Source organism: Rhodoferax sp. GW821-FHT02C08, assembly GCF_059421805.1.
Window position 1 is genome coordinate 113,640 of record NZ_JBWKVR010000012.1, and the last position, 16,210, is coordinate 129,849.

Sequence of the window (16,210 nt, forward strand, 5' to 3'; positions counted from 1 at the left end):
GCGGGGGACTTAAAATCGCGGTCTTATGACCCGCCCCATCCGCTCCCAATACGAAGATTTCATGCGCCTGGTGCATACCACCGGCGTGGCCAAGACCGACCGCACCGGCACCGGCACGCGCAGCGTGTTCGGCCACCAGATGCGCTTTGACCTGAACGAAGGCTTCCCCCTGGTCACCACCAAGAAGGTGCACCTGCGCTCCATCATCCAGGAGCTGCTGTGGTTTCTGCAGGGCAGCAGCGACAACAACTGGCTGAAGGAACGCGGCGTCAGCATCTGGGACGAGTGGGCCCGCCCTGACGGCAGCCTGGGCCCGGTGTATGGTGTGCAATGGCGCAGCTGGCCCAAGCCTACCCCTGAAAATCCGGGCGGGCATATCGACCAGATCGCCGAAGTCATCAAGACCCTGAAGACCAACCCCGACAGCCGCCGCATCATCGTCAGCGCCTGGAACGTGGCCGACCTGGACAAGATGGCGCTCATGCCCTGCCATGCATTCTTCCAGTTCTACGTGGCCCCTTCGACAGGCTCAGGACAGGCCAAGCTCAGCTGCCAGCTGTACCAGCGCAGCGCCGATATCTTTTTGGGTGTGCCCTTCAATATCGCCAGCTATGCGCTGCTCACGCACATGGTGGCGCAGCAGTGCGACCTGGCGGTGGGCGACTTCATCTGGACCGGTGGCGACTGCCACATCTACAGCAACCATGTAGACCAGGTGAACGAGCAGCTGAGCCGCACGCCCTACCCCTACCCGACGCTGCATATCAAGCGCAAGCCGGCCGATATCTTCAGCTACGAGTTTGATGACTTCGAGGTACTCGACTACCAATGCCACCCGGCCATCAAGGCGCCGGTGGCGGTGTAAGCATGGCCAAGCTGCACCTGATTTTTGCGCGCGCCGCGAATGGCGCGATCGGCGTGAACGGCGCCCTGCCCTGGCATCTGCCCGAAGACATGGCGCACTTCAAGCGCACCACGCTGGGCTGCCCGGTCATCATGGGCCGCAAGACCTGGGATTCACTGCCAGCGCGCTTTCGGCCGCTACCGGGACGCGTGAACATCGTGGTGACGCGGCAAGCCGATTGGCAGGCCGAGGGCGCCTTGCGGGCCGGCTCGGTTGCCGAGGCTGCAGCACTGTGTCCGGCCGATACCGATGCCTGGGTGATAGGCGGCGCCGAGATCTATGCGCAGGCCTTGCCGCTGGCACAGACCGCCGTGGTCACCGAGATCGGTGTGGCGTTTGACGGCGATGCATTCGCCCCAAGCTTCGGCCCCGAATGGACCGAGACCAGCCGCGAAGCGCACACCAGCAGCACGGGCCTGCCGTTCAGCTTTGTGCGCCTGCAGCACGGCGCTTAAAAAACTAATTTTTTGATAGCAGCTAGCGCAGGTGGAATGTGCGCTAGCGGCCTAAAAAGCTTAGAATTTTTTAGCGCTGCTGGGTCTTGCCACTGTCGTCCGACAGCACGATTTCCACGCGGCGGTTCATCTGGCGGTTCTGCGCCGTGTCATTGGCCGCCACCGGATAGGCTTCGCCATAGCCACGGATGGCCACACGCTCATTGGCCACCCCCATACCTTGCAAGGCGCCACGTACCGCATTGGCCCGGCGTTCCGACAACTCCTGGTTATGCGCCGATCCACCGGTGCTGTCGGTAAAGCCCTCGACCAGCACCTTGCGCTGCGGGTTCTGCTGCAACACATCGGCCAGCTTTTGCGCGGTGCGCATGCCGTCCGGCGTCAGCCTTGCCTGGTCGGTGCCAAACAGCACGTCGCCCAGGGTGATGACCATGCCGCGCTCGGTTTTCTTGGCGGCCAGGTCGGCCAGTTGGGCTTCGAGCTGGGCGTTGCGGGTCTGGGCTTCGGTGGCGATGCGGCGGGCTTCTTCGGTCTTGCGCTGGGCATCGGCAGCATCGCCTTGGGCGACCAGGGCATTTTGCTGGGCTGCAAGCGCATTGGCCTTGGCCTGGTCGGCTTCGTTCGAGCGTTGCTGCAGGCGCAGTGCGTCGCTTTCCTTGCCAGCCTTCACGACATCGGTTTCGGCCGCCTTCTGGACAGCGGCTTCACGTGCCAGCGCGATCTTCTGCTTGGCCAGGTAGGCCAGCTGATCCACCTTTTCCGGCTTGTCCTTGTGGTCGGCCGAGGCATTGGCCTGGGCCAGCGCATCGCCGGCCTGCTTCAGTTCCAGCGGGGCATAGCGGTTGACATCGGAATTGGCCTGGGCCGACTGGTAGTCGCTACGGGTTTGCTCCAGTAGGCTGGTGCTGGTGGGCAGGGAACTGCAGGCGCCGAGCAATACAGCAAGGGCCAGGGCGACGGGGGTGGCGTAGAGTTTTTTCATGGTGTTCTTTCTTGGGGTTTACTTGCTGGCGCGGTCGAGTTCTTCACGCAGAACGCGCACGCTGTCTTGCATCGCATCAGCGGCCGCCTGCGACTTGGCTGAGTTGGCTTTACCCTGGGCCAGCTTGGCATCGGCCTGGGCCTGGTTCGCCAGCACCGCGGCCAGCTTGTAGTCCTTGTTGTCCATGGCCTTTTGGGCGGCGGTCATTTTTTCGCGGGCCGAGGCCATCTCCAGCGGAGCGAACTCTGCCCCGCCGGCACCGGCTGCGTTGTCTACCGCGGCTTTGGATACCGCGACATCGGCGGTGGCCGGGGTTTTCATGCTGCTGCAACCAAACAGCAGTGCCAGGGCAACAGCACTCGCGGCCAAGGGCCAGTTCATTTTTGTCATAGATATCTCCAGTGGAAAAAGGGAATTCAGAAAGCCTGCGCCTGGCCGTCGGTAGACAGACCATGCGTTACGTGCCTTGGCAAAACCAGCTTGCCTAGCGCATTGGGAATGGCCTCGATATGCACCACGGGGGCGCTGCCGGTGACCGCGCCAAACATGGTGGCAAAGGCCGAATCGGCGGCGTCGCGTCCTATACCCAGGCGCACAAAGCCCATGGGAACGGCTACGCCAGAGGCGTCAAAGATGTACCAACGGTCACCCAGAAAGACCTCCACATAGGCGTGGAAATCGGTCGGGCCCAGGGTAGGGTCGGCACCGTAGTCGATGCCGGTGGTGAAGCGCGCCGGAATGCTGACGGCGCGGCACAGCGCGACCATCAGATGCGCGAAGTCGCGGCACACGCCAACCCGGTCCACCAGGGTGTCGATAGCCGTGGTGTTGCCATCGGACGAGTTGGAACGGAAGTTGATACGGCTGGTTACCCAATTGTGGATGGCCTCAACCCGGCTGTAGCCAGGCGGTAACTCGCCAAATTCATTGATGGCCAGGCGGTGCAGGCGGTCGGATGGACAGTAGCGGCTGGGGTATAGGTACTGCAACACCTCGCCCGGAATATCGGCCACACCGACCTCAGGGATGTTCTCTGGCAGCGCGGTGAAATGGGCCAGCTCCACCGTCGCCTCGTAGTGCACGTTCAGCGCACCGGTGGTGGCGGTCAGCCGCAGATAGCGGTTTTGCGTCACGGGGTCGGTATACAGCTTATGGGGTACGGGCTGGCTGATCTTCAGTACCTCCGCCACTACCGTCTGGTGCGAGGTCTGGGCCGCATGGATATTGAAGATGAAATCGCACGCAGGCGCCGTGATGGCGTAGTCCAAGCTGATCGAAAACTGGAGCCGTACGGCAGGAGGCTTGGAAGGAATCTGGGTGGTGGTCATGGTGGTGCGTTGGTATGCGGCCAGTCTAGGCAGAAGCCCCCAGGCCCAGAAGCGGACACCAACGCGGCCTACGGTAGGACAAGCACAGCAAGCGACCATGGCCAAGCGCCTACAGGGTTTAGCTTTTTCGCTTCATTTTCTATAGCATCCCGGGCTTGGCATATATGCAATGCAGGGTGTGACCAAAGACCTTGAACAGGTTCCAAACGCAAAAAAACCACCCGCTGGCTGTACCAGGGGGTGGCGGGTAACGCGGCGCGGTCAGATGGTCCTATCCGCGCGCGCGAAGGCGCTACTTCTTCAGGGTCATCTGGTTGTTGACGCTGTGCACATCCTCCACGGCGCGAGCCACCTGCAATGCGCGGTCGATCTGGCCCTGGTTGTCCACAAAGCCGCTGAGCTGGACCTCGCCCTTACGGGTCACCACAGCGATGTCGAAACTCTTCACGCTTTCGTCGGCCAGCAACGCGGCCTTCACGCGGGTGGTGACGATGGCGTCGTCCACCTTGTTGCCCACCGTGGTGTCGCTGGCCTTCATCGTCATTTTGTTGTCTATGGTCTTGACGCCCTGAACCCCCTTGACGATGGCGCTGATGCGTTCGACTTGGGCCAGGTTGTCCACAAAGCCACTGAGCTGCACCTCGCCCTTGCGGGTTTCCACTTTGACGTCCAGGCTCTTCACTTCGGGGTCGGCCAGCAAGGCAGAACGCACGCTGGCTGTGACCACGGTGTCGTCGATCTCGGTGCCCACGGTGGTGCTGGGCGTACTGGCAGCCGTGTCTACCGGTTTGCTGCAGGCCATGAGGGACATGGAGATGGCTGTGGTCAACAAGACTTTGGAGGCGTAACGTTCTAACTGGGTCTGCATAAGGTCTCTTTCTGATCTCGGATAAATGCCGTTCTGGTCACGGCGAGCTATGCAATGATTGTTGGCCGGCAGCTGGCAAACTTCTATCAGTCCAGGGGCGGCCTGCCTGTAAGCCGACTCCTACACACGCTGCTCTGTAGGCAACGTCTGACAGCGCCGAGCGCCCGTGACTGGTAGGCTATGGCGACCATTTACGCGACGATGCAGCCAGATGAATACCGCTCCCCCTGCCACCACTCCCTTGACGGCCCGCAGCAGCTGGAAACTGATCACCCAGGTGGCGCAATCCTGGGTGAATGACTACGCGTCCAGCATGGGTGCGGCCCTGGCCTACTACACGCTGTTTTCACTGGCGCCCATGTTGCTGATCGCCATCTCGGTGGCCGGTCTGGTGTTTGGCGAGACCGCTGCGCGCGGCGAGATCGCGGCGCAGCTGCAGTCCTTCATGGGCGACCAAGGTGCTGCCGCCGTGCAGAGCCTGCTGGTCAGCGTGCACAAACCAACAGAGGGCACGCTGGCCACACTGCTGGGCCTGGCCCTGCTGTTCATCGGCGCCACCTCGGTATTCGGCGAACTGCAAAACGCGCTGAACCGCATCTGGCGCGTGCCTGCGCAGGGCACCACGCGCGGCTGGATCGCGCTGGTGCGGGCGCGCCTGCTGTCCTTCGGCATGATCCTGGCCATTGGCTTCTTGCTGATGGTGTCCCTGGTAGTCAGCGCCGGGCTGACCGCCACCGAGCGCTGGCTGGAGCCGGTATTCGGCGGCTGGTTCTTGGTGGCCGCCGTGGCCAATGCGGTGGGTGGCTTTGCCCTGGTAGCCGCCATGTTCGCCCTGATCTACAAGCTCATGCCCAACGCACGCGTGGAATGGAAGGACGTATGGATTGGCGCCATCTTCACAGCCCTGCTGTTCACCGTGGGCAAGTCGCTGATCGGCCTGTATGTGGGCCGCAGCGGTGTGACATCGGCCTACGGTGCGGCGGGCTCGCTGGTGGTGATCTTGCTGTGGGTGTACTACTCGGCGCAGATCTTTCTGCTGGGCGCCGAATTCACCTGGGGCTATGCCAATACCTTCGGCTCGCGAGCAGCCACGGCCATTGCATCAACGCGCAGCCAATAGGCGCTGCACACCTACGTCCAGCCCGCCCATGAAGGACTCCACCGCGCGGGTATAGCCACTCTCCAACCCCAATTGCTGGTTGATATCACGGTGTGACAGATCTTGGCCCAGCACACTGGCGCGTACACCCAGCGCGGTGGCCCTGCTCACAAACTGCTGCGCCTGCACGCATGAGTCGCTGCGCCGGGTGGAACATACGGCCAGCAGCGGGGCCGCGGACGCCTGCAGCACATCTGCTGGCGACACCTGGCGCCAAAACACAGGGTCGCTGCCAAAAGCCGTGTCGTACAGGCGCATATGCCACGCCTGCATGATCTGCACCACGTCCAGTGCCGCACTGTCCAACGCCACCGTGCCCAGCCAGGAGCGCACGCCCGGCGCCAGGGTCGGCGCGGCGTCCAGCAAAGCCACCAAATGCGCCCCGGCCGAATGCCCGAGCAAGATGAACTTGCCAGCGTCGCCACCCCAGCCCACCGCCTGCTGCTGGGCCACGGCCAGGGCGTGCGCCACGTCCTGGGCCTGCACCCGCACATCGGCCTGCGGCAGCATGCGGTAGTTCACCGACACGAAGATAAAGCCCTGGCCCACCCAACGCGCCAGCTTGTTCTGCACCACCGTCGCCGCACCTTTGTCCCCCACCCGCCAGGCCCCACCGTGCACCATGAACAGCACCGGTGCCCCCATCGGCTGGGCCGGCAGGTAGACATCCATGCGCTGCAGTGCGTCCGGGCCATAGGCCACATCGCGCAGCACGCGGGCGCCGGCAGGCAGCGTCACCGTGCCCACTGGGCCATCGTCCTCGAGGCCCTGCTCCTGCTGCACCGCGCGCCGCTCCAGCAGGCGGTCGCGCAGCGGGCCGGCCTGGGCGGCGGCGCAAAATGCCAGCAGACAAACACCGGTTCGCAGTACCGGCCAAAGCAAAGATGGTGGGTTCATAAACGGCCTCATACGGTTTGGCTCACCAATGCAGCAAGCATGCCAAGTTGCCACTGGAACTCGGGTTCAAAGGACTCTCGTTCGGCCACTGCCGCATAGCCGCCCTGGGCGTAAACCGCGGCGTACGCAGCATAGCTGGCTGCCTCCAATGCCTTACCTTCGATTGCCTTGGCTACAGCGTAGGTGGCAGAGACTGCGGCATGGCCACAACCGTCGATTGACTTGGAGCCTTGATGGTGGTTTGCCAAACGCGCGGCTTCGACGACAAGCTCACACAAACCGTCGCGATCGACAGACCCGGACAAATAGGCACCGAGCCTGCGCAGGCATTTCTCCACATCTGGCTCTTCGAGTAGGTGCTTGATCCGCATCGCGCAGGCATACCCAAACGCAAGCCGCAAATGCTCGTTGGCAGGCTCATGCAGAGCGACTTCTTTTGCGAGTTGATCAAGGGCGTGGTTCATACAACGCTCCCAGAAGGGGTGTCAGGATTCCGCTGCAGCTTGCCTAACGAAACGCATCCACCCCACGGCAGTTGCGCCTGTTAACGATGCAGCAATCGACCGAACAGTGTGCCATGAAAGCCCAACCACAGGAGTCACTTCACCGTGCACACCAAGCGGACGGGCAGCTTCGTGCTACGCGCCACGTCGCCGCGCACCACCCCGGTTTGCACATTCACCACCCAGCCATGCAAGAACGCCAGGCGGTTGGCGTTCTGCTCCGTCACGCCCTTCTGGATGTTCTTGTAGTCGTAGGGGTTGACCGACCTGCTATCGATGCTGGCCGAGGCCGTCCAGTACCACTCCGGCGGCGCCGAGGGAAACAAGGCCTTGGCCCCCTGTGCCGCAGCCTCGCCTTTGCCGATCAAGTGCTGCAGCTCCTTGACACCCGGTACACGCCAACATGCGTCGTCCGCCTTGGCACGCGCGCTCGCCAGCACGCGCGCTTCGGCATAGCTGACGAGCTTGGGATCGCCCACACAGGTTTGACCGCTCCACTGCATACCCTCCACACAGCGCGCCCACGCCAGCCTGCTTTGCATGTCAAACACAAAGCTGCCGTCCTTGGACACCACCAGGCTGGGCGATTCCTCCGGGCTGGCTGCCTGGGCGGACTGCATGGCGACGAAGCACAGCAACGAGGCAGCGATGTGGGAGTAATAGTGCATACGCATTGTCTGGTTGGAGCTGCTTCACAAAATCCTGCACACGCAGAGCAACAAAGTTTCTGGAAACCCCGCATCCCAGCGATGGGCACTATAGCGCGGGCATTTTTTGCACAGAATTTTCCGCACCCAATTTGCTCTTATTTTCGTAGCCTCTTACCCATGTTTTCTTTGCGCTAAGTCAGGTTTTGTTCAATAAACCAATTGCCACATCCCTATACCCCCATGCACGAAAAAGACTGTTCACCCTAAGAACCAGTTCAAGGGCTTAAGGCTTACGCCACAAATTGATTGCGAATTTCATCAGAAACACCCCGACGGCGCCTAGCAGTATGGCGGGCAGCAGGATACCCGAGCCATCCGCTTCCACGCCGCCCGCGGTGTAGCTTGGCATTGCCGCGGAGTTTGGTGCGTATTCAGCGCTGAAGTAGAAGTGCAGTGATGCGAGCAGCAACCACATTGCCCAACCGAGCACTGCGGCGGCGAGCCCTCCAACGACCACCGAGATTTTGCGCAATGCAAATTCCTTTCAATGCCTCAACGTAGTGGTGTTATGCAAGATCTCACGTACGCCTACTTCAGCTCCGCGTAACTCATCTCACCGATCTTCTTTGCCAGCGTATCAATACCAAGCCATGCATTTCGATAGTAGTCTTCAACGGCGTAGTTTTTGCCTTGATAGGCAATGACTGCCTTGATCTCATCTTTGCCTGCAAAAGCGCCGGCCAGGAATCTGGCTGCATCTCCCCGGGCTGCGTACTCTTTGATGGTGAGGTTGGCGTAATTCACCTTAGAAACTTTGCGCCCTGCCTTGCTCGCAGCCTCGTTGTAGCCCTCAACAATGAGACTCGGAATGGTGGGCTTAACCGCACAAGTACCGCAGTCAATTGTGACCTGCAGCGCTGGCACTTCAGCCACTAAAGGAGTTGGCTGCGCGCCAACGCCAGTACCTGCGTTTGTGTTTGTAGTTGTTGGGGTCGTGCTGGCACAACCAGAAACAAGAATGGCAACAGATGCGACCACTATGCCAACGTTATTTTGAATGCTCAAGAAGATGCTCCCAGTAGAGGTGGTAACGAATAGATTAATGAAGCCTAAAAAATAGCGCTTATCAGCCCAGCAGCGATGCAAGAAAAAGGTGATTTTTATGCATGGCGCTTTCGCCTTGTTGGACTGACTCCACGCTCGGAAACGGCGTTGGATCAAGGGATGCATTAGGGGCTCTCTGATCCCTCCCAGCCAACATATCCAAATTATGTCCCGGTGCTACGCATCGCAGCCATCTTCGGTATGTGCCGCGTGAACCCAACAAGCCCGGCCCACGCCAGGCCATGTGACATGGGCCCTAGCAGCCGCAAACCAACACCCACAAATACCAGGTGACTTCCCTTGATGGGTTGCAAGCACCACAGGAACAATCCACAACATCTTTATACTGTTTAAATGCACAGCCCTCGCCGCATCGCCCACCTCGACATGGACGCGTTCTACGCCTCCGTGGAGCTGCTGCGCTACCCGCAGCTCAAGGGCTTGCCGGTGGTGATTGGCGGCGGGCGGCGCAAGGAGGACGAGGCTTTGCGGCTGGCGCATGGCGGCGCCTTGGCAGACATTCCGGTGGCGGCGTTTCCGCTACTAAAGGACTATGTGGGGCGCGGCGTGATCACCACCGCCACCTACGCGGCGCGGCAGTTTGGCGTGGGCTCGGCCATGGGGCTGATGAAGGCAGCCAAGCTGTGTCCACAGGCGATCTTGCTGCCGGTGGACTTTGAGGAAATCCGCCGCTATTCGCGCCAGTTCAAATCAATTGCCACCAGCATCGTGCCGGTGATGGAAGACCGCGGGGTGGACGAGATCTACCTGGACTTCACCGAGGTGCCTGGCGGCCAGCGCGAGGGCGGGCGGGTGCTGGCCCGGCTGATCCAGAAGGCCATACAAGACGCCACCGGCCTGACCTGCTCGGTAGGCGTGGCGCCCAACAAGCTGATCGCCAAGATGGCCAGCGAATTCAACAAGCCCAACGGCATCTCCGTGGTCCATGAAAGCGATGTGCAGACCCTGATCTGGCCGCTGAGTTGCCGCAAGATCAACGGCATAGGCCCCAAGGCCGGCGAGAAGCTGGCGGGCCTGGGCATACAGACGATTGGCGAGCTGGCCGCGGCCGAACCGCAGTGGCTGGTGGGCCATTTCGGCAAGGCCTATGGTGCCTGGATGCATGAGGCCGCCCATGGTCGCGATACGCGTCCGGTGGTGACCGAGAGCGAACCCGTGTCCATGAGCCGCGAAACCACCTTTGACCGTGACCTGCACGCCGTCAAAGACCGGGCCGAGCTGGGCGCGGTGTTCACCCGGCTGTGCGAACAGGTGGCCGCTGACCTGCAGCGCAAGGGCTATGTGGGCAAGACGATCGGCATCAAGCTGCGCTATGACGACTTCAAGATCGCCACGCGCGACCACACGCTGAGCCTGCCCACGGACGACGCCGCGCGCATACGCCAGGCCGCAGGCCAGTGCCTGAAACGTGCGCCGCTGGACAAGCGGCTGCGGCTGCTGGGCGTGCGGGTGGGGTCGCTGAGCAAGCGCGATGCCGCCGCGGATAGTTCAGATAAAAATATGCCTCCAGCGCAGGTAGTACCTGCACGAGCAGCTATCCATTTGGAAGCACAGACGGGCTGGCTGTTTTAGGCGTGGGCCGAAGCACCGGGCCTTCCGTTATGGCTTCTGTATCCGAATGTAGCTTTACGTTATTCTGTGTCGCCTGCAGCTTCGGAAGCTTTTATGAGACAAAAATACCCCACGCTGGTCCTGGCTGCACTAGCTCTGTGCAGCCCGTGGGCGCTGGCCGATACCGGCAAGCTGCTACTGACCGGCGGCGTCAGCAGCATCGACGGTACAGCCGGCGGTGGCTTGGGGCCTTGGGCCGTGATTGGCAGCAATGCGACCGAGCGCGAAATCGGCGCCAGCGCGGCCATCACCCGCCTGCACACCCAGGACTATGGCCTGACCGTCGCCAGTGCGGCCGTCGGCATCCATGACCGGGTGGAGCTGTCGATCGCGCAGCAGGACTTTGACGCATCGCCAGCGTTGGCGCTGAACAGTATTGCCGCCTTTGGCGTCACGCCGGGCCAGCACATCAAGATGGACATTCTGGGCGCCAAGGTCCGCGTGGCGGGCGACGCGGTGCTGGACAGCGACAGCTGGATGCCGCAGATCGCCGTGGGCCTGGAGCACAAGACCGTGCACCCCGGCTCGCTGGGCTCGGTGCTGGACTTTCTGGGCACCCAACGCAGCGGCACCGACCTGTATGTCAGCGCCACCAAACTCTTCCTCGCACAAGGCCTGTTGGTCAACACCACACTGCGCAGCACCAATGCCAACCAGAACGGCCTGCTGGGCTTTGGCTCGGCCGCGCCAGGCAAGAACCAGCGCAGCCTGCAGCCTGAAGTGTCGGTGGCCTATCTGTTGAGCAAAAACCTGACCCTGGGTGCCGAGTACCGCTTCAAACCGAACAACCTGGAAGCGCTGGGCGCGGCCGCCGGCCTGGGCTCGGCGCTGCGCGAGGACAACTGGGCCGATGTGTTCATCGCCTGGGCGCCCAGCAAGAACCTGTCGCTGACCCTGGCCTATGTAGACCTGGGCCGCATCGTGCCGGGCGTCACGTCCGACCGCAAACAGACCGGGGCCTATCTGTCGGCCCAAATCGCATTCTGAGGAGCCACACCATGCCCGCCATCCGCCTATGGACCGCCGCCGCTGCGCTGTGCATTGCCTGTTGCGCCCAGGCCCAAACCAGCACCGCCGCGCTGTACCAGTCGCTGGGTGAAAAGTCCGGCATCACCCTCCTGATGGACGACTTTGTGAACCGGCTCAAGGCCGACCCGCGCATTGGCAGGATGTTCGACGACATCAAACCCGCCTACCTGAAGGAACAGCTGACCGACCAGGTCTGCGAAATCAGCGGCGGCCCGTGCAAGTACGAGGGCGAGGAGATGAAGAAGTCGCACGAGAAGCTGGGCATAGACAAGGCCCAGTTCAATCTGCTGGTGGAAATACTGCAGCGCGCCATGGACGCGCGCGGCATTCCGTTCACCGCGCAAAACCAGTTGCTGGCCAAGCTGGCGCCCATGCACCGTGAAATCATCACAGTGCACTGAGCCCCCACGCGCTTTAAACAAAAAGAGCTGCCAGCGCAGATAGCACCTGCGCTGGCAGCTCTTTATTTAATAGCAGTCCAGTTAAGGCGTTGTACGCAGCTCGCGCCGCAGCATCTTGCCCACGGTGGACTTGGGCAGGGCGTCGCGGAACTCCACGCTGCGCGGGCGCTTGTAGCCGGTGAGCTGCTGGGCGCAGAAGTCCAGCAGCGTGGCCTCGCTGAGGCTGGCGTCTTTTTTCACCACAAACAGCTTCACCGCCTCGCCCGTCGCCGCATCGGGCACGCCCACGGCCGCGCATTCCAGCACCAGGGGGTGGAAGGCGGCCACGGCTTCGATCTCGTTCGGGTAGACGTTAAAACCGTTGACCAGGATCATGTCCTTCTTGCGGTCCACGATGCGCACATGGCCCTGCGCGTCCATCACGCCCACGTCGCCCGAGAGGAAGTAGCCATCGGCCGTCATGGCGGCGGCGGTGTCCTCGGGGCGCTGCCAGTAGCCGGCCATCAGCTGCGCGCCCTTGATGGCGATCTCGCCGGCCACGCCGGGGGCCACTTCCCGGCCGGCATCGTCCACGATGCGCAGGTCCACGCCCGGCAGAGGCAGGCCGATGTGGCCGGTGAAAGCCTGCAAATCGGTGTGGTTGGACGTGACGGCGGAGGCGGTTTCCGACAAGCCATAGCCCTCGGTGATGGGGCAGCCGGTGGCCGCCAGCCACTGGCTGGCCACGGCGGCCTGCACCGCGCTGCCGCCACCATTGGAAATGCACAGCTCGCTGAAGTCCAGTTGGCTGAAATCGGGGTGCTGCAGCAGCGCGTTGTATAGGGTGTTGACTGCGGGGAACATGTGCAGCTTGTAGGGCTTGAGCTGTTGCAGCATGGCGGACTGGTCACGCGGGTTGGCGATCAGGATGTTGCGCCCGCCGGCCCGCATGCCCAGCAGACTACACACCACAAACGAAAACACGTGGTACAGCGGCAGCGCGCAGACAATGGTGAACTGCGTTGTGCGCACACGGCGCGCCAGGCCCGGGCGCATCCAGGCCTCGCAGGCCAGCAAGCTGGCGGCCAAGGTGCTGTGCAACAGGGTGGCGCCCTTGCTCACGCCCGTGGTGCCGCCGGTGTACTGCAGCACCGCCGGGTCGCTGGGCTGGATCTGCGGCCGCTGGAACGGCAGGCCATGGCCCTGGCATATCGCGTCGGCCAGGCGGGTGCGACCATCGTCACGCGGGGCTGCGGCAGGTGCTGCCAGCAAGGCTGGCAAAGCCTGGCCGGCGGGCAAGCCCAGCAGGTCCGCACCGCCTACCACCAGCACGGTCCGAACATCGGTCAGAGCCAGGATGGCGTCCAGCGTGGGCAGAAACGGCTCCAGCACGATGATGGCCTTGGCGCCCGAGTCCTGCAGCTGGTGCAGCAGCTCGCGCGGGGTGTACAGCGGGTTCACGTTGACGGTGATGCAGCCAGCGCGCAGCACGGCCGCCATGGCCACCGGGAAGCTCAGCAGATTCGGCAGCATGGTGGCCACGCGGTCCCCCGGCTGCAGTCCCTGGGCCTGCAGCCAGGCGGCCAGCGCCAGGGATAGGGCGTCGACATCGCCATACCGCAGGGCATGGCCCATAGACACATAGGCTTCGCTATCAACGTGCTGGGCAAAGCTCTGCTCCAGCATGGCCACGACATCTGGAGTGGCCGAAGTGTCGAGGGTGGTGGGCATGCCGGGCGGGTAATGGGCGTGCCAGGGGCGTTGCATGGTGTTTCTCCGTAGATGGGACAAGTCGCTCAAATATAGCGCCCTCCTCCACGTGCTTTTCAGAGCCCCATGAAAAAGGCCCTTCCCGCAATTTCAGAAAGGGCCTCCAGCTATCCTAAAGATAGCATTTATAGACGAAAAAACTAGGCAGCCATCTTGGCGGTTTTTTCATCCAGCAGGACTTCAGGCGCGTTCGCCTCGACCCAGGTTTCCTGGTTCAAGCCGGCGTGCAGGCGGTCCATATCGAGGTCGCCGGTCCATTTGGCGACCACCAGGGTGGCCACGCCGTTGCCCACCAGATTGGTCAGCGCACGGGCTTCGGACATGAAGCGGTCAATGCCCAGGATCAGCGCCAAGCCGGCCACTGGCACATGGCCCACGGCAGACAGGGTGGCAGCCAGCACGATGAAGCCGCTGCCGGTCACGCCGGCCGCACCCTTGGAGGTCAGCAGCAGCACCAGCAGCAGGGTGATCTGCTGGCCGATGTCCATCGGGGTGTCGGTGGCCTGGGCGATGAACACCGCGGCCATGGTCAAGTAGATAGAGGTGCCGTCCAGGTTGAAGGAATAACCGGTGGGGATCACCAGGCCAACCACAGACTTCTTGGCGCCCAGGTTTTCCATCTTCTCCATCATGCGTGGCAACACCGATTCGCTGGACGAGGTGCCCAGCACGATCAACAGTTCTTCCTTGATGTACTTGATGAACTTGATGATGCTGAAGCCGTGCAAACGGGTGACGATGCCCAGCACCACCAGCACAAAGATCAGACAGGTCAGGTAGAAGGTACCCATCAGCTTGCCCAGCGAGAACAGCGAGGCGATGCCGTACTTGCCGATGGTGAAGGCCATGGCGCCAAACGCACCGATGGGGGCCAGCTTCATGATCACGCCGACAATGCTAAACAGCACATGCGAGAACTTCTCGATGAAGTCAAACACCTGGGTGCCACGGCCACCAAACTTGTGCAGCGAGAAGCCGAACAGCACCGCAAACAGCAGGACCTGCAGGATCTCGCCCTTGGCGAACGCGTCCACCACCGAGGTGGGGATGACGTTCAGCAGAAAGTCCACCGTGCCGGCCATCTTGCCAGGGCCGGTATAGGCGGCGATGCCCTTGGTGTCCAGCGTGGAGGCGTCCACATGCATGCCGTTACCGGGCTGTATCAGGTTCACCGTGACCAGCCCCACGATCAGCGCCACCGTGCTCATGATCTCGAAGTACAGCAGGGCCAGGCCACCGGTCTTGCCGACCTTCTTCATGTCTTCCATGCCGGCAATGCCCACCACCACGGTACAGAAAATGATGGGGGCGATGATCATCTTGATCAGCTTGATGAAGCCATCGCCCAGGGGCTTCATTTCGGCACCCAGCTCGGGGCGGAAATGCCCGAGGGCAATGCCGATCGCCACGGCGAACAGCACTTGCACATACAGGGAAGCGTAAAACGGCTTCTTGGGGACGGAGGGGTTCGCTTGCATAGGGCGGCCTTTTCAGGAGTAGGAGAAAAATACGCGGCCACATCACCGCACATATTGCAAACAACTTTAGGCCCGAAAACCGGCCGCGACAGTGTGGAAAATACCGCCCCAGGGCCTAGGGTTTACCCCGGTATTTCTTTTACCCCACGGGCAAACTGACACGATTTACGCTCACAATGTCTCCATGGAAAACACAGACAAACTCAACGACCGCAACGTTGCCCTGGCCTGGGCGGAACTGCAAGCCCACGCCAGCGCGGGCCAGCCTCTGGAGGCCGATGCTTACCGCCTAGCCTTTGCCGACCCGGAGTTTTTGCTGCGCCGCGAAACCCGGGGCATACGCTTCCAACTGGAAATGCTCAAGCCCGACCTGGAGCAACAGGAGCAAGGCATAGAAAACACGGTAGTGGTGTTTGGCAGCGCCCGTTTCCCGGCGCCCGACGATGCGCAACGTGAATTGGCCGCAGCACAAGCCGGCGACGACGCCACCGCATTGAAGGTAGCCGAGCGCCGCATGCGCAATGCCCACTACTACGACCAGGCCCGGCTGTTTGCCCGCCTGGTGGCCCAGTACAGCGCCGACCAGCCAGCGGAAGACCGCCTCTACATCTGCACCGGTGGCGGCCCCGGCATCATGGAAGCAGCCAACCGCGGCGCACATGAAATGGGCGCGCTGAACGTAGGCCTGAGCATTGCCCTGCCGCATGAGCAAAGCGGCAACCGCTATGTGTCGCCCAGCCTGAACTTCAAGTTCCACTACTTTGCGCTACGCAAGATGCATTTCATGATGCGCGCCAAAGCCCTGGTGGCCTTCCCCGGCGGCTTTGGCACGCTGGACGAGCTGTTTGAAGTGGTCACCCTGGTGCAGACCGGCAAGGCCAAGGCCGTGCCCATCATCCTGTTCGGCACCGACTACTGGAAGGGCCTGCTGAACTTCGACGTGCTGATAGAAGAAGGCGCCATCTCCCCAGCCGACCTGAAGCTGTTCACCTACGTGGACACGCCGGAGGAAGCCTGGAGCGCCATGCAGGCGTTCTACAAGCTATAAGACCTTGAAGACGCTCTAAGCCT

Annotated in this window: 18 protein-coding genes; 7 read left to right on the top strand and 11 right to left on the bottom strand. The window is 62.0% G+C overall.

Annotated features, from left to right (window positions below; all coding sequences use genetic code 11):
* Positions 1-25 precede the first annotated feature (25 nt).
* Complete coding sequence (locus tag AC07VY_RS15950; protein WP_495098238.1) at positions 26-865, top strand: thymidylate synthase; 840 nt, start codon at positions 26-28, stop codon at positions 863-865.
* A gap of 2 nt (positions 866-867) precedes the next feature.
* A complete protein-coding gene (locus AC07VY_RS15955; protein WP_495098237.1) occupies positions 868-1,359 on the top strand; it encodes a dihydrofolate reductase in 492 nt (163 codons plus the stop codon).
* Between the two features lie 70 nt (positions 1,360-1,429).
* On the opposite strand, the gene AC07VY_RS15960 is transcribed toward AC07VY_RS15955, so the two are convergent.
* The 4 genes from AC07VY_RS15960 to AC07VY_RS15975 all read right to left on the bottom strand — a co-directional run bounded on the left by AC07VY_RS15960 (position 1,430) and on the right by AC07VY_RS15975 (position 4,537).
* Positions 1,430-2,341: an OmpA family protein gene (locus tag AC07VY_RS15960; RefSeq protein WP_495098236.1), complete on the bottom strand. Its 912-nt coding sequence runs from the start codon at positions 2,339-2,341 to the stop codon at positions 1,430-1,432.
* 18 nt (positions 2,342-2,359) lie between these two features.
* The gene (locus AC07VY_RS15965; RefSeq protein ID WP_495077138.1) at positions 2,360-2,731 is read right to left on the bottom strand and encodes a DUF4398 domain-containing protein; all 372 of its coding nucleotides are present in this window, start codon (positions 2,729-2,731) and stop codon (positions 2,360-2,362) included.
* A 26-nt stretch (positions 2,732-2,757) separates the two neighbouring features.
* Positions 2,758-3,669 carry a transglutaminase-like domain-containing protein gene (locus AC07VY_RS15970; RefSeq protein ID WP_495077137.1) on the bottom strand — a complete coding sequence of 304 codons (912 nt, stop codon included), beginning with the start codon at positions 3,667-3,669 and terminating at the stop codon, positions 2,758-2,760.
* Positions 3,670-3,961: 292 nt separating this feature from the next.
* Positions 3,962-4,537 carry a BON domain-containing protein gene (locus AC07VY_RS15975; RefSeq protein WP_495098235.1) on the bottom strand — a complete coding sequence of 192 codons (576 nt, stop codon included), beginning with the start codon at positions 4,535-4,537 and terminating at the stop codon, positions 3,962-3,964.
* A gap of 211 nt (positions 4,538-4,748) precedes the next feature.
* Between AC07VY_RS15975 and AC07VY_RS15980 the strand changes: the two genes are divergently transcribed.
* Positions 4,749-5,657, top strand: coding sequence for a YihY/virulence factor BrkB family protein (locus AC07VY_RS15980; protein ID WP_495077135.1), 909 nt, complete (start codon positions 4,749-4,751; stop codon positions 5,655-5,657).
* Here the strand turns inward: AC07VY_RS15980 and AC07VY_RS15985 are convergent.
* From AC07VY_RS15985 to AC07VY_RS16005, 5 genes are all read right to left on the bottom strand, one after another.
* Positions 5,640-6,593, bottom strand: coding sequence for an alpha/beta hydrolase (locus tag AC07VY_RS15985; protein ID WP_495098234.1), 954 nt, complete (start codon positions 6,591-6,593; stop codon positions 5,640-5,642). The genes AC07VY_RS15980 and AC07VY_RS15985 overlap by 18 nt on opposite strands.
* Positions 6,594-6,601: 8 nt before the next feature.
* The gene (locus AC07VY_RS15990; RefSeq protein ID WP_495098233.1) at positions 6,602-7,057 is read right to left on the bottom strand and encodes a hypothetical protein; all 456 of its coding nucleotides are present in this window, start codon (positions 7,055-7,057) and stop codon (positions 6,602-6,604) included.
* Positions 7,058-7,191: 134 nt separating this feature from the next.
* Positions 7,192-7,764 carry an Lcl domain-containing protein gene (locus tag AC07VY_RS15995; protein ID WP_495098232.1) on the bottom strand — a complete coding sequence of 191 codons (573 nt, stop codon included), beginning with the start codon at positions 7,762-7,764 and terminating at the stop codon, positions 7,192-7,194.
* Between the two features lie 265 nt (positions 7,765-8,029).
* Positions 8,030-8,278 carry a hypothetical protein gene (locus AC07VY_RS16000; protein WP_495098231.1) on the bottom strand — a complete coding sequence of 83 codons (249 nt, stop codon included), beginning with the start codon at positions 8,276-8,278 and terminating at the stop codon, positions 8,030-8,032.
* A 56-nt stretch (positions 8,279-8,334) separates the two neighbouring features.
* Positions 8,335-8,976 carry a hypothetical protein gene (locus AC07VY_RS16005; RefSeq protein ID WP_495098230.1) on the bottom strand — a complete coding sequence of 214 codons (642 nt, stop codon included), beginning with the start codon at positions 8,974-8,976 and terminating at the stop codon, positions 8,335-8,337.
* Between the two features lie 228 nt (positions 8,977-9,204).
* On the opposite strand from AC07VY_RS16005, the gene dinB reads away from it, so the two are divergent.
* The 3 genes from dinB to AC07VY_RS16020 all read left to right on the top strand — a co-directional run bounded on the left by dinB (position 9,205) and on the right by AC07VY_RS16020 (position 11,912).
* On the top strand, positions 9,205-10,443 hold the full coding sequence (dinB, locus tag AC07VY_RS16010; RefSeq protein WP_495098229.1) for a DNA polymerase IV: 1,239 nt from the start codon (positions 9,205-9,207) through the stop codon (positions 10,441-10,443).
* 93 nt (positions 10,444-10,536) lie between these two features.
* Positions 10,537-11,469: a DUF3034 family protein gene (locus AC07VY_RS16015; protein ID WP_495098228.1), complete on the top strand. Its 933-nt coding sequence runs from the start codon at positions 10,537-10,539 to the stop codon at positions 11,467-11,469.
* An 11-nt stretch (positions 11,470-11,480) separates the two neighbouring features.
* Entirely contained in the window at positions 11,481-11,912 is a 432-nt protein-coding gene (locus tag AC07VY_RS16020; protein WP_495098227.1) for a group I truncated hemoglobin, read from the top strand.
* Positions 11,913-11,993: 81 nt separating this feature from the next.
* Here the strand turns inward: AC07VY_RS16020 and AC07VY_RS16025 are convergent, their stop codons facing one another.
* On the bottom strand, positions 11,994-13,658 hold the full coding sequence (locus AC07VY_RS16025) for an AMP-binding protein (protein WP_495098226.1): 1,665 nt from the start codon (positions 13,656-13,658) through the stop codon (positions 11,994-11,996).
* A 143-nt stretch (positions 13,659-13,801) separates the two neighbouring features.
* Positions 13,802-15,139, bottom strand: a complete 1,338-nt coding sequence (locus tag AC07VY_RS16030) for a dicarboxylate/amino acid:cation symporter (protein WP_495098225.1) — start codon at positions 15,137-15,139, stop codon at positions 13,802-13,804.
* 184 nt (positions 15,140-15,323) lie between these two features.
* Here AC07VY_RS16030 and AC07VY_RS16035 point away from each other — a divergent pair, with 184 nt between their 5' ends.
* Positions 15,324-16,187 carry an LOG family protein gene (locus tag AC07VY_RS16035; protein WP_495077124.1) on the top strand — a complete coding sequence of 288 codons (864 nt, stop codon included), beginning with the start codon at positions 15,324-15,326 and terminating at the stop codon, positions 16,185-16,187.
* The last annotated feature ends 23 nt before the right edge of the window (positions 16,188-16,210 follow it).

Bases quoted from the DNA above. Each gene is read 5' to 3' on its own strand.
- AC07VY_RS15990 (WP_495098233.1), bottom strand. From the start codon at position 7,057: ATGAACCACGCCCTTGATCAACTCGCAAAAGAAGTCGCTCTGCATGAG.
- AC07VY_RS15965 (WP_495077138.1), bottom strand. From the start codon at position 2,731: ATGACAAAAATGAACTGGCCCTTGGCCGCGAGTGCTGTTGCCCTGGCA.
- AC07VY_RS15970 (WP_495077137.1), bottom strand. From the start codon at position 3,669: ATGACCACCACCCAGATTCCTTCCAAGCCTCCTGCCGTACGGCTCCAG.
- AC07VY_RS16005 (WP_495098230.1), bottom strand. From the start codon at position 8,976: ATGCATCCCTTGATCCAACGCCGTTTCCGAGCGTGGAGTCAGTCCAAC.
- AC07VY_RS15980 (WP_495077135.1), top strand. From the start codon at position 4,749: ATGAATACCGCTCCCCCTGCCACCACTCCCTTGACGGCCCGCAGCAGC.
- AC07VY_RS16025 (WP_495098226.1), bottom strand. From the start codon at position 13,658: ATGCAACGCCCCTGGCACGCCCATTACCCGCCCGGCATGCCCACCACC.
- AC07VY_RS15955 (WP_495098237.1), top strand. From the start codon at position 868: ATGGCCAAGCTGCACCTGATTTTTGCGCGCGCCGCGAATGGCGCGATC.
- AC07VY_RS15960 (WP_495098236.1), bottom strand. From the start codon at position 2,341: ATGAAAAAACTCTACGCCACCCCCGTCGCCCTGGCCCTTGCTGTATTG.
- AC07VY_RS16030 (WP_495098225.1), bottom strand. From the start codon at position 15,139: ATGCAAGCGAACCCCTCCGTCCCCAAGAAGCCGTTTTACGCTTCCCTG.
- AC07VY_RS15985 (WP_495098234.1), bottom strand. From the start codon at position 6,593: ATGAACCCACCATCTTTGCTTTGGCCGGTACTGCGAACCGGTGTTTGT.
- dinB (WP_495098229.1), top strand. From the start codon at position 9,205: ATGCACAGCCCTCGCCGCATCGCCCACCTCGACATGGACGCGTTCTAC.
- AC07VY_RS16015 (WP_495098228.1), top strand. From the start codon at position 10,537: ATGAGACAAAAATACCCCACGCTGGTCCTGGCTGCACTAGCTCTGTGC.
- AC07VY_RS15950 (WP_495098238.1), top strand. From the start codon at position 26: ATGACCCGCCCCATCCGCTCCCAATACGAAGATTTCATGCGCCTGGTG.
- AC07VY_RS15975 (WP_495098235.1), bottom strand. From the start codon at position 4,537: ATGCAGACCCAGTTAGAACGTTACGCCTCCAAAGTCTTGTTGACCACA.
- AC07VY_RS15995 (WP_495098232.1), bottom strand. From the start codon at position 7,764: ATGCACTATTACTCCCACATCGCTGCCTCGTTGCTGTGCTTCGTCGCC.
- AC07VY_RS16020 (WP_495098227.1), top strand. From the start codon at position 11,481: ATGCCCGCCATCCGCCTATGGACCGCCGCCGCTGCGCTGTGCATTGCC.
- AC07VY_RS16035 (WP_495077124.1), top strand. From the start codon at position 15,324: ATGGAAAACACAGACAAACTCAACGACCGCAACGTTGCCCTGGCCTGG.